General features: G+C 74.0%; 10 protein-coding genes, 1 tRNA gene and 1 pseudogene. 8 read left to right on the top strand and 4 right to left on the bottom strand.

Annotated elements, in window-relative coordinates; translation table 11 throughout:
* Positions 1-133 precede the first annotated feature (133 nt).
* From E1281_RS30965 to E1281_RS30950, 4 genes are all read left to right on the top strand, one after another.
* Positions 134-204: transfer RNA gene (locus E1281_RS30965), tRNA-Asn, on the top strand.
* Positions 205-229: 25 nt separating this feature from the next.
* Entirely contained in the window at positions 230-670 is a 441-nt protein-coding gene (locus tag E1281_RS30960) for an HNH endonuclease (RefSeq protein ID WP_131883258.1), read from the top strand.
* Positions 671-858: 188 nt separating this feature from the next.
* Complete coding sequence (locus E1281_RS30955) at positions 859-1884, top strand: hypothetical protein (protein WP_243717612.1); 1026 nt, start codon at positions 859-861, stop codon at positions 1882-1884.
* Between the two features lie 51 nt (positions 1885-1935).
* Entirely contained in the window at positions 1936-2784 is an 849-nt protein-coding gene (locus E1281_RS30950; protein WP_131883257.1) for an endonuclease/exonuclease/phosphatase family protein, read from the top strand.
* Here E1281_RS30950 and E1281_RS30945 read toward each other — a convergent pair.
* Positions 2778-3848, bottom strand: a complete 1071-nt coding sequence (locus E1281_RS30945; protein ID WP_131883256.1) for a Gfo/Idh/MocA family oxidoreductase — start codon at positions 3846-3848, stop codon at positions 2778-2780. The genes E1281_RS30950 and E1281_RS30945 overlap by 7 nt on opposite strands.
* A gap of 118 nt (positions 3849-3966) precedes the next feature.
* On the opposite strand from E1281_RS30945, the gene E1281_RS30940 reads away from it, so the two are divergent.
* The gene (locus E1281_RS30940) at positions 3967-5613 is read left to right on the top strand and encodes an FAD-dependent oxidoreductase (RefSeq protein ID WP_131883255.1); all 1647 of its coding nucleotides are present in this window, start codon (positions 3967-3969) and stop codon (positions 5611-5613) included.
* Positions 5610-7037 carry an ATP-binding protein gene (locus tag E1281_RS30935; protein WP_131883254.1) on the top strand — a complete coding sequence of 476 codons (1428 nt, stop codon included), beginning with the start codon at positions 5610-5612 and terminating at the stop codon, positions 7035-7037. Before E1281_RS30940 ends, E1281_RS30935 begins: the two co-directional genes overlap by 4 nt.
* Positions 7038-7060: 23 nt before the next feature.
* Here the strand turns inward: E1281_RS30935 and E1281_RS30930 are convergent, their stop codons facing one another.
* On the bottom strand, positions 7061-7855 hold the full coding sequence (locus E1281_RS30930) for a class II aldolase/adducin family protein (protein WP_207943587.1): 795 nt from the start codon (positions 7853-7855) through the stop codon (positions 7061-7063).
* 126 nt (positions 7856-7981) lie between these two features.
* On the opposite strand from E1281_RS30930, the gene E1281_RS30925 reads away from it, so the two are divergent.
* A complete protein-coding gene (locus E1281_RS30925) occupies positions 7982-9115 on the top strand; it encodes a helix-turn-helix domain-containing protein (protein ID WP_131883253.1) in 1134 nt (377 codons plus the stop codon).
* A 65-nt stretch (positions 9116-9180) separates the two neighbouring features.
* Positions 9181-10059 carry an LLM class flavin-dependent oxidoreductase gene (locus E1281_RS30920; RefSeq protein WP_207943586.1) on the top strand — a complete coding sequence of 293 codons (879 nt, stop codon included), beginning with the start codon at positions 9181-9183 and terminating at the stop codon, positions 10057-10059.
* A 30-nt stretch (positions 10060-10089) separates the two neighbouring features.
* Here E1281_RS30920 and E1281_RS30915 read toward each other — a convergent pair whose 3' ends face one another.
* Complete coding sequence (locus E1281_RS30915; protein ID WP_207943585.1) at positions 10090-10935, bottom strand: helix-turn-helix domain-containing protein; 846 nt, start codon at positions 10933-10935, stop codon at positions 10090-10092.
* Positions 10936-10971: 36 nt separating this feature from the next.
* Positions 10972-11165: pseudogene (locus E1281_RS30910) on the bottom strand (hypothetical protein); the annotation flags it as partial.

The following is an 11165-nucleotide window of genomic DNA, read 5'->3' as shown; positions in this document are numbered from 1 at the left end:
TCCTCCCCGTCCGCCCGCGGAACCGCCCGGGGCGGGTCCCGGACTCGAAAATACGTTGCTCCGTCACCGCCGTGTCGGCACGCTTATGGAGGCTTCCGGGAATGCCCGGGAGCCTCCAGAATTGCCGGAGTATTCCCTTGTGGTTCAACGGCAGAACGCCGCGCTGTTAATGCGGATATCCAGGTTCGAATCCTGGCGGGGGAGCGGCACGAGGGTGGGGAGGTGACCGATGAACGTGCTCGTCCTGAACGCGTCGTACGAGCCCTTACAAAGGGTGGACCTGCGGCATGCCATCCGCATGCTGGTACGCGAGGTGGCGGTCGTCGAGGAGGCGGAGGAGGGGCGGACCTTCGGCCGTTTCCCGGTGCCGCGGGTCCTGCGGCTCGTCCGCTACGTCGCGATGCGCTGGAGGCACGGCAGGCGCCCGCCGTGGAGCAAGCGCGGCGTGTACCTGCGCGACCGGGGCAGCTGCTGCTACTGCGGCAAGCGCGGCAACACCATCGACCACGTCCACCCGCAGTCGCGCGGCGGCGGGAACACCTGGGAGAACACCGTCCTGGCGTGCGGCAGGTGCAACAACCGCAAGGGGGACCGGACGGTCGCCGAGGCGGGCCTGCGGCTGCTCTCCCGGCCGCGGGTCCCGCGCTGGGAGGAGCTCGTCGGGCTGTGACGGGGGGCGCCGGGGCACTTCCCGGCGCGGCGCGCGGGGGCCGGGCCGCCACACGGCGGCCCGGCCCTCGGCGTGCGGGTTCCGGTAGTTTCCGGGTGACTCTATGTGTTTTTTGAAGCGTCTGAGGCTAAATGGGCGATTGTGGTAACGTGCCGCCAATCTTGAGCTTTGTTATCTAGGAGTGATCTGTGGCGGCCCTCGATCCCCCCGGCAGGACGGCCCGCGCGTCGGCCGGGCGCCGAACCGCGCGGCGCCTGGCGGCGCTCGCCCTCGCGGCGGGCGTCACGGTGGCGCTGCCCCCCGCGTCCGGGAGCGCCGCGAGCCTCCCGCAGGAGCCGGCGGACCTGAAGAAGAAGTACGCCAAGCTGAAGGCGCAGTCGGAGAAGCTGTCGAAGGAGTACCGCGGCGAACTCGTCTCCCTGGAGGAGGCGAAGAAGGCCGCCGAGCGGGCCGCCGCGGAGGCTGCCCGCGTCGACCGGGAGTACGAGGACACCCGCTCGACCGTCGTCCGCCTCGCCTCGACGGCGTACATGACCGGCGCCCTCGACACGGCCCCGCTGATCTCCGCGGACGATCTGGGCGCCGCCGTCCGCGACGCCGCCGTCATGGAGCACATCAGCCGCAACAACGCCCGGAGCCTGGCGAACCTGAAGACGCTCGACGCCAAGGCGGAGAAGTCGAAGGAGACCGCGGCCAAGAAGCTGGACGCGGTCGAGAAGGAGATCAAGGAGCTGGAGAGCCAGCGCAAGCGCGTGAAGAAGCTGCTCGCCAAGTACAAGCCCGAGGTCACCCGCACCCAGGCTCCGACCGGTGGCGGCGGCCGCCCCGACGGGGCGAGCGGCACCAAGTCGCCGATCGTCGGCAACTCGATGACCGCGCGCATGCGCACCGTCCTCGTGGAGGTCGACAACAAGTTCGGCCCGTTCCCGTCGATCGGGTGCGCGCGGCCCGGCGACCCCCTGGACCACGGCTCGGGGACGGCCTGCGACTTCATGGAGAGCACCGGCGGCTCCATGCCGAGCGCCTCGGCGCAGGCGCACGGCGACAACGTCTCCCAGTACCTGATCAGCAACGCGTCCAGGCTGGGCCTGAAGTACATCATCTGGAAGCAGCGCATCTACGACTTCCGCGGCGGCGGAGGCTGGGACTCGATGGAGGACCGCGGCAGCATCACCGCGAACCACTTCGACCACGTCCACGTGTCGGTCCTCTGATCCACGGCCCGGTTCCTGGCGGTCCGCCGCGCGCACTGGGACGCTCGCGGCATGGCCTATGACATCGAGCAGCCGTACGGCCCGCCGATCGAGACCACGGTCCGCGTCGCGTCCTGGAACGTCTGGGACCGGTACGGACCCTGGCGCGAGCGGGAGCAGGCGATCATCGCGACCCTCCGGGACGCCGCGCCGGACGTCGTCGTCCTGGTCGAGGCGTGGGAGGACGAGGAGGAGTCGCAGGCCCGCCGGGTCGGCGAGCCGCTCGGCCTGCCGCACACCGTGTTCCGCGGCATCCCGTCGGACGCCGGTCCGGGCGGCCTCTCCGGGATCGCCCTGCTGTCCCGCTGGCCCCTCGGCCAGGTGGGGCGGCAGTGGCTCGGCTACGAGCACGAGCACGAGCACGGCCCCGACTCCGGCCTCGCGGTGCACGCCAGGGCGGACGGCCCCCGCGGGCCGCTGCACGTCTTCGGCGCGGCCCTCGGGTGGAGGCTCGGCCACAGTGCGCAGCGCCAGGAGCAGGTCCGCACGCTCGGCGGCTTCGTCCGCCAGGCGGCGGGACGCGACGCGCCGGTCGTGGTGTGCGGGGACTTCAACGCGGACCCGGCCTCCGACGAGATCCGCATGCTCACCGGCCGCGCCGCCGTCGCCGCGCCCGGCGTGGTCTTCTACGACGCCTGGGAGACGGCGGGCGACGGCACCCCCGGGCACACCTGGAGCCGGCGGAACCACTGGACGAGGCCCGTGCTGTGGCCCGACCGCCGGATCGACTACGTCTTCTCGGCCTGGCCGCGCTCCGGCGGGGCCGGGCATCCCGTCCACTGCGAGGTGGTCGGCGACCGGCCCGTGGACGGCGTCGTCCCGTCCGACCACTACGGCGTGCTCGCCGACCTGCGCTACTGATCCCCGGGCCGCCGGTCGTCGAGCGGGACGACGGCGGTGTCGCGGGCCGAGCGCATCGCGGCCTCGATGACCTCCAGGCCGTTGATCGCGTCGGCGAGCGTCACCGGTGGGGGCGCGCCGTCGCGGAGGGTGCGGAGTACGCCCGCGTAGAACTCGTGGTAGGCACCCGGGGCGGTCGGCTCGGGGTCGGACTTGCCGGGGGTGCCGAGCACGCCGTGGGACTCCGGCGGCGCGATGCCGTAGCCCGGGTCCCTGGGGGTCAGGCCGGCGTGGAGCTGCTCCTCTTGGCCGTCCATCCCGGAGACCGTGTAGGACGCGCGGCTGCCGAGCACGCGGAAGCGGGGGCCGAGCTGCGCGGCCGTCGCGCTCATCCACAGGTGGGAGCGGGTGCCGCCCGGATGCGCCAGGGCCACGAACGCGTCGTCGGGGGTGTCCGCGCCGCGGCGGCGCGTGTCGATCTCGGCGTAGACGTGCCGCGGGCGGCCGAACAGCGTCACCGCCTGGTCGATGAGGTGGGAGCCGAGGTCGAACAGGATCCCGCCCGCGTCGCGCGGGTCCGTGCTCTCCTTCCAGGTGCGCCTGACCTCGGGACGCCAACGCTCGAACCGCGACTCGAACCGCAGGACGTCGCCCAGGGCGCCGGAGCCGACCAGCCGGGAGACGGTCTGGTGGTCGCCGTCCCAGCGCCGGTTGTGGAACGGGAACACGGGGAGCCCCCGGACGGCGCTCAGCGCCGCCAGCGAGCGGGCGTCGGCCGCCGAGGCCGCGACCGGCTTGTCCACCACGACCGGGACGCCCGAGGTCAGCGCCGTCCTGGCCAGCGGCACGTGCTGCCGGTTCGGCGCGGTGACCACCACCAGGTCGTAGCCCTCCGGGGCGCTCCAGAGGCGGTCGGCGCTGTCGAACACCTCCGCCTCCGGGTAGCGCTCCCGGACGGCCTCCTGCCGCCCGGGGTTCCCGGTGACGACCGCGGCCAGCCGCATCCCCGGCACCGACGAGATCAGCGGGGCGTGGAACACCGAGCCGCCGGTGCCGTATCCGATCAGCACTACACGCAGGTCCATGCCCCCGATGATGACCGATGGCGCGGCGGCGCCCCGCGCCGGGGCCGCGGCCGGGCGCGGCGGAGCCGCCGGGGCCGCGTAGTCTGTGCGGCAGGAACGCCGGAACGAGGGAGACCCGTTGCCGAAGCCAGTGCTGCTGACGGTCGACGACGACCCGGGCGTGTCCCGGGCGGTGGCCCGGGACCTGCGCCGCAGGTACGCCGGGTCGTACCGGATCGTCCGCGCCGAGTCCGGCCGGGAGGCCCTGGACGCGCTGGGCGGGCTGCGGCTGCGCGGCGAGGACACCGCCGTGCTGCTCGCCGACCACCGGATGCCCGAGATGGACGGCGTGGAGTTCCTGGAGCACGCCATGGACCTGTACCCGTCCGCGCGGCGGGTCCTGCTCACCGCCTACGCCGAGACCGACGCCGCCATCCGCGCGATCAACGACGTCGACCTGGACTACTACCTGCTGAAGCCGTGGGACCCGCCGGAGGAGAAGTTCTACCCGGTGATCGACGCCCAGCTCGACGCGTGGGCGCGCACCGACCGCCGCCCGCCGGGGCAGCTGCGGGTCGTCGGGCACCGCTGGTCGGCGCGCTGCTACCAGGTCCGCGACTTCCTCTCCCGCCACCAGGCGCCCTACACCTGGCTGATGGACGACGAGCCGGAGGGCGCCGAGCTGGTCGCGGCGGCCGGGTCGCCGGAGCTCCCGCTGATCGTGACCGCGGACGGGACGGCGCTGTCCGCGCCGTCCGACGCCGAGCTGGCGTCCGCGATCGGGCTGTCCAGCACCCCGTCCACCGGGTTCTACGACCTGATCGTCGTCGGCGGCGGGCCGTCGGGGCTCGGCGCGGCCGTGTACGGCGCGTCCGAGGGCCTGAAGACGGTCGTGGTGGAGCGGCGCGCCCTGGGCGGCCAGGCCGGGCAGAGCTCTCGCATCGAGAACTACCTCGGCTTCCCGGACGGGGTGAGCGGGGCGCAGCTCGCCGAGCGCGCCCGCCTGCAGGCGGGCCGGTTCGGCGCCGAGCTGCTCCAGGCGGGCGAGGTCACCGCCCTGGAGGCGCGCGGCACGGCCCGGGTGGCGCGGCTGGCGGACGGCACGGAGATCGCCGCGCACGCGGTCATCCTCGCCTCGGGCGTCTCCTACCGGCGCCTCGGCGCCGAGGGATGCGACGACTTCGTCGGGCGCGGCGTGTTCTACGGCGCCGCGCTCACCGAGGCCCCGTCCTGCGCGGGCGAGGAGGTCGCCGTCGTCGGCGGCGCCAACTCCGCCGGGCAGGCCGCCGTGTACCTCGCCCGGTACGCCAGGAAGGTGCACATCGTCGTCCGGGCGGACCGGCTGGAGAGGTCGATGTCGCACTACCTGGTCGAGCAGATCGCCGAGACGCCCAACATCGAGGTGCACGCCGGCAAGACCGTCTGCGCGGCGGAGGGCGCGGACCGGCTGGAGCGGGTCACGTTCGCGTGGCCGGGCGGCAAGAAGACGGTCGACGCGCACTGGCTGTTCGTGTTCATCGGCGCCGAGCCGGGCACCGGCTGGCTCGACGGGTTCGTCGAGCGCGATGCCCGCGGCTACGTGCTCACCGGCCCCGACCTCGTCTCCGGGGGCCGCCGCCCCGCCGGGTGGCCGCTCGCCCGCCAGCCCTACCACCTGGAGACCAGCGTCCCCGGCGTGTTCGCCGCGGGCGACGTCCGCTCGGAGTCGATGAAGCGCGTCGCCTCCGCGGTCGGCGACGGGGCGATGGCCGTCGCCCTCGTCCACCGCTACCTGGAGCAGGCGTGATCAGCGCGTCACCGGAGGACCTGCGCACGCTGTTCCTCTTCGAGAACCTCGACGACGAGCAGCTCGGCTGGCTGTCGGCGCACGGGGCGGTCGAGGAGCATCCCGAGGACGGCGTGATCTGCGCGCAGGGCGCGCCGGCCGAGTTCCTGTACGTGCTGCTGGACGGCGAGATCGTGATGACCCAGAACGTCCGAGACCACATCGTCGAGGTGACCCGGACGTCGCGTCCCGGCACCTACGGCGGCGCCGTCCAGGCGTACCTGGGCGACAAGATCGAGCAGACGTACCAGCACACGCTGCGGGCGACGGCCCCCGCCCGCATGTTCGCGCTCCCGGCCCGCAAGTTCGCCAAGGCCGTCCGCCAGTGGTTCCCGATGGCCGCGCACCTGCTGGAGGGCGTCTTCTTCGGGATGACCAACGGCCGGCGGATCGTCGACCAGGTCGAGCGGCTCACCGCCCTCGGCACGATCACCGCGGGCCTCACCCACGAGCTGAACAACCCGGCCGCGGCGGCCGCGCGGGCCTCCGCCGAACTCGGCGACCGGCTGCTCGCCGCGCAGCGGAGCCTGGCCGACCTCGCGGCCGAGGGCGTCGACTGCACGCGCCTGAGCGCGCTGGTGTCGCTGCGGCCGGCGGTCGCCGTCCCCGGGACCCGGAGGAGCCCGCTGGAGGTCAGCGACGCCGAGGACGAACTGGGCGACTGGCTGGAGGAGCACGGCGTCGCCGACGGCTGGGACCTCGCCCCCGGCCTCGTCGCCGCGGGCGTCGGGACCGGGGAGGCCGAGCAGGTCGCGCGGGCGGCGGGCGACCACCTGCCGACGGCGGTGCGCTGGCTCGCCGAGATGATGGAGGTCGCCCAGCTCCAGGCGGAGATCTCCGAGGCGACGGGCCGCATCACCGCCCTGCTCGACTCCGCCCGCCAGTACTCCCAGCTCGACCGGGCCGCCTACCTGCGGACCGATCTGCGCGAGCTCCTCGACAGCACGCTCACCATGCTCAAGCGCAAGATCGGGCCCGAGGTGACGGTGAAGACCGACTACGACCCGGCCCTGCCGCACGTCCCGGTCTACGCGGCCGAGCTGAACCAGGTGTGGACGAACCTGATCGTGAACGCGCTTCAGGCGATGCAGGGGGCCGGCACCCTCACCGTCCGGACCGCCCGCGAGAACGACCACGCACTCGTGGAGATCGGGGACACCGGAACGGGCATCCCCGAGGAGGACCTCGGCCGGATCTTCACGCCGTTCTTCACCACCAAGCCCGTCGGGCAGGGCACCGGCCTCGGCCTCGACATCTCGTGGCGCATCGTCGCCGGCCGGCACGGCGGCGACATCCGTGTCGGGTCGTCGCTGCCCGGCGATACGCGGTTCCAGGTGCTCCTGCCGCTCACCGAGGCCGCCGGCGCCGCCGCCCCCGGCGGGTAGCGGCCTCGGAACCCTCGGGCGGCCTACTCGAACAGGTCGGGCTGCTCGCGGGTGATCTGGTCGTAGAGCGGCTGGTAGTTGATCCAGCCGACCAGGTCGTTGCCGATCTGGCCGTGGGTCAAAACGGCGTTGTCGTGCTCGATCGGGACCACCGGCCCGGCGGCCTTGGCGAGCAGCTGCACCTGGCACGAGCGCTCCATGGTGATGAACCACCACGCGGCGGCGTCCACGGTGTCGCCGACGGTGAGCAGGCCGTGGTTGCGCAGGATCACGGCCTTGGCCTCGCCGAGGGCGGCGGCGATGCGCTTGCCCTCCTCCAGGTCGGTGACGACGCCGGTGTAGTCGTCGAACAGGCCGTGGTCCTCGTAGAACGCGCAGACGTCCTGCGTGATCGGCTCCAGCTTCTGGCCGAGCGCGGACAGCGCCCGCCCGTACGTGGAGTGGCTGTGCGCGGCGGCCACGACGCCGGGCCGGGCCTGGTGCACCTGGGAGTGGATCGCGAACGCGGCCTCGTTGACCGGGTAGCGGCCCTCGACGACCTGCCCCTGGTGGTTCACCAGGATGAGGTCGCTGACCTTGATGTGCTTGAACGACATGCCGAACGGGTTGACCCAGAAGTGGTCGGTGCGCTCGGGGTCGCGGGCGGTGATGTGCCCGGCGACGCCCTCCTCGAAGCCGAACTTGCCGAAGATGCGCAGCGCGGCGGTCAGGCGCTCCTTGCGGTGCCGGCGCTCGTCGGCGACGTCGTCGAACGAGGGCGGCAGCCGGAAGATCAGGTCGGTCGGCAGCTTCTCCAGGAACTCGTCTTCGTCGGACATCGGCGTTCTCCTCAGGGTCGTTTGGACCACTGAACACCACCGTCCCGCGAGCGTGCTAGACCGTGGCCGCCCAATCGCCGCGCGGGGGGTTGTCCGACGGGGACAACGAGGGCGCAGAATGGGGGGATGAAGGCCGGCGCGGGGGAGCGTTTCCTGCGGTTGCTGATCGAGCACACCGGAGACCCGGTGGTGGTCGAGGCGACCGTCCGCGCCGCCCGCAGCAGGTCGGAGATGGTGGCCGCGCTGCCCGAGGAGGAGACCCGGCGCCACACCCGCGCGCTCATGGCGGGCGTGCTCGACGCCGTGCGCGGCGAGGGGCCCGGGGAGGACGTCCTGGCCGCGGCGGAGCGGCTCGGCTCGGACCGGGCGCGGCAGGGGGTGCCGGTCGCGGCGTTCCTGGACGGCTTCCAGGCGGCCCGCGCCCATCTCGTCCGGACGCTCATCGCCGAGGGCCGCCGGACGGGCGTGCCCGACGCGGTCCTCCTCGACGGCGTCACCCGCATCGACGAGATCACCACCGCGCTCGTCCACCGGATGGTGCACGCCCACCGGATCGCGGAGCTGGAGATGGCCCGGACGGTGCGGGAGGGCCGCGTGCAGATGCTGCGCCAGCTGCTGCACGGCGAGTCCGTGCCGGTGCTGGCCCCGCTCGCCCCGTCGGGCGCCTACCACTGCGTGGTGTCCGACGTCAGCGACCCGGCGGTGGCGGCGCGGCTGGAGCCCGAGCTGCTCGCGGCCGGGCCGGGGCTGTGCGGGCTCGTCGACGGGCGGCTCGCCGCGCTGGTCGCGCGGCTCCCGGAGCCTCCGCGCGCCTGCCCGCTGCTGGTGGCCGCGCCGCCCATGCCTCCCGCCGCGATCGCGCCGATGTACGCGCTGGGGCGCCGCGCGCTGCGGGCGGGAGCCGCGGCGGGGCTGACGGGGCTGCGGGAGCTCGCCGACCTGGCGCTGCTCACCGCGACGGAGGGCGAGCCGGAGCTCGGCGGGCTGCTCGCCGCCGCGCTGCCGGGCGGTCTCGACCCGGACGACCCGTTCCACGTCGAACTGGCCGAGACCGCGCTCGCCTACCTCGACCACGGCGGGCGGATCGAGCCGACGGCCGCCGCGCTGCACGTCCACGGCAACACCGTCAAGTACCGGATCCGGCGCATCCAGGAGATCACCGGGCGCCCGCTGCTGGACCCGTCCGCCGGGGCGGCGGTGTCCCGCGCCGCGCACTGGTGGTGGGCCCTGCGCCGCTGGCTCGCGCTGGCCCGTTCGTGATCTATTGGATGCCGTGATCCGCGCCGGGGAGGTCCCGGCGCGTGCGGACGAGAACGGAGTCACCGGTGACAACACCGAGGATCGGCACCGTGCTGTGGCCGATGCGGTCGTGGCCGGAGGCCGGGGAGCTGTGGCGGCGCGCCGAGGATCTCGGGTTCCGGCACGCCTGGGTGTACGACCACATCGCGTGGCGCGGCGCGACGCCCTGGTACGACGCCTACACGACGCTCGCGGCGGCCGCCGCGGTCACCTCCCGGGTGCGGATCGGCACGCTGGTCACCTCGCCCAACTTCCGGCATCCCGTCCCCACCGCGCACGCGATCAAGACGATCGACCACGTGAGCGGCGGTCGGGTGACGGTCGGCATCGGGGCGGGCGGCACGCGGCGCGCCTCCGACGCCGGCGTCCTCGGCGGGGACGACTGGACGCCCGGCGAGCGCGCCTCCCGCTTCGCCGAGTGGGTCGAGCTGCTCGACCTGCTGCTGCGCGGGCCCGAGACGAGTTTCGAGGGGACGTACTACACCGCCCGGGAGGTCGTCCAGGAGCCGGGCTGCGTGCAGCGCCCCCGCGTGCCGTTCGTGATCGCCGCGGACGGGCCGCGGGGCATGCGGGTCGCCGCCAGGCACGGCGCCGGATGGGTGACCGGCGGCCACGCCGAGGGCAGGGCGCCCCAGGACGTCGTCCGCTCCCGCCTCGCGGCGCTCGACGCGGCGTGCGAGGCCGAGGGCCGCGAGATCGCCGACCGCATCCTGATGACGGGGTTCAGCGGCGAGCCGTGGCTGGCGTCGGCCGGCGCGTTCGCCGACCTCGCCGGAGCCTACGCCGAACTCGGCATCACCGAGATCGCGCTGCACTGGCCGCGTCCCGGCACACCGTTCGACGCCGACATGGACGTCTTCGAGGCGATCGCCGCCGAGTACGGCGGGGACGCGCGTCCGGGGTAGCCGCCCAGGGCGAGCGGTCCGACGGGCGCGTCAGGCGGGCTCGGCGAGGGCGGCGGCCTGCTGTTCCAGCTGCCCGCCGATCAGCTCACCGGGAGTGCAGCCCGACAGGGCGCGGAAGTCGCGGTTGAGATGGGCCTGGTCGTAGTAGCCGGCGGCGGCCGCGGCGTCCGCGAACCCGGCGCCGCCGGTCAGCAGATCGACGGCGCGCTGGAAGCGCAGGACCCGCCCCATCACCTTGGGAGGCAGCCCCGCCTGCTCGCGGAACCGGTTCGTCAGGTGCTTGCGGCTCCAGCCGACGTCGGCGGCGATGCCGGCGACGGTCGCCGCGGGGTCGCCGTTCAGAAGCCGCCACGCCCGGGCCACCTCCGGGTCGGGGACGGGACCGGCGTCCAGGCGGCGCAGCAGGAAGGCGTCGAGGACGTCGAACCGCTCACCCCACGACGCGGCGTCGGCGAGCCGCCCGACGAGCGTGCGCGCGCCGCCGCCGAGCAGGTCGGGCAGGTCGACGGCGATGTTGGTCAGGCGGGCCATCGGGACGCCGAACAGCGTGTAGGCGCCGAGCGGGGTCACGTCGAGCTGGATGCCGCGCTGCCCGCCCGGGCTGATGTACATGCCGTGCCCGTCGTACATCCCGGCGACGAACGACCCGTACTCGCGGCCGCGGTCCGAGCCGGGGACCGTCTGGAAAAGCGGCGGCCCCAGGTTGATGATGACGACGCAGGCCCGGGTGGGCACGGTGCGCACCCGGGTCGGGAGGGTGATCTGCTCCCAGTACCCGTCGTAGGAGCGCAGGAGCGGGCGCAGCGCGAAATGGGGCCGCGCCCGCGCCATCCACCAGCCGCCCCGGTCGCTGAACTCGACCGGCCTGTCGCTCATGCCCCCAGTCCTACCACGGGGGACCGACGGATCCGGCTACTCGTACACCTGGCCGCACACCGCGATGCGCGCCAGGTCGTCCCAGGTCATCGTGGTGATCGTGCGGACGTAGGAGCGGGCGGGCGGCTCCCCGGGGCCGGTGGGCAGCGGGACGCGGGCGCCGTCGGCGGCGTCCCAGCCGCCGAGGCTGCCCGCGACGGCGCACTCCAGGTAGGTCGCGGGGTCGAAGT

The sequence above is a fragment of the Actinomadura sp. KC345 genome (assembly GCF_004348515.1).
Classification (GTDB): domain Bacteria; phylum Actinomycetota; class Actinomycetes; order Streptosporangiales; family Streptosporangiaceae; genus Spirillospora.
Note: the sequence above shows the minus strand (reverse complement) of the source record. Positions and strands in the feature narration are given on the sequence as shown.

Excerpts from the sequence above, each read along its gene's own strand:
- E1281_RS30960 (WP_131883258.1), top strand. The coding sequence starts at position 230 with ATGAACGTGCTCGTCCTGAACGCGTCGTACGAGCCCTTACAAAGGGTG.
- E1281_RS30950 (WP_131883257.1), top strand. The coding sequence starts at position 1,936 with ATGGCCTATGACATCGAGCAGCCGTACGGCCCGCCGATCGAGACCACG.
- E1281_RS30945 (WP_131883256.1), bottom strand. The coding sequence starts at position 3,848 with ATGGACCTGCGTGTAGTGCTGATCGGATACGGCACCGGCGGCTCGGTG.
- E1281_RS30930 (WP_207943587.1), bottom strand. The coding sequence starts at position 7,855 with ATGTCCGACGAAGACGAGTTCCTGGAGAAGCTGCCGACCGACCTGATC.
- E1281_RS30925 (WP_131883253.1), top strand. The coding sequence starts at position 7,982 with ATGAAGGCCGGCGCGGGGGAGCGTTTCCTGCGGTTGCTGATCGAGCAC.
- E1281_RS30915 (WP_207943585.1), bottom strand. The coding sequence starts at position 10,935 with ATGAGCGACAGGCCGGTCGAGTTCAGCGACCGGGGCGGCTGGTGGATG.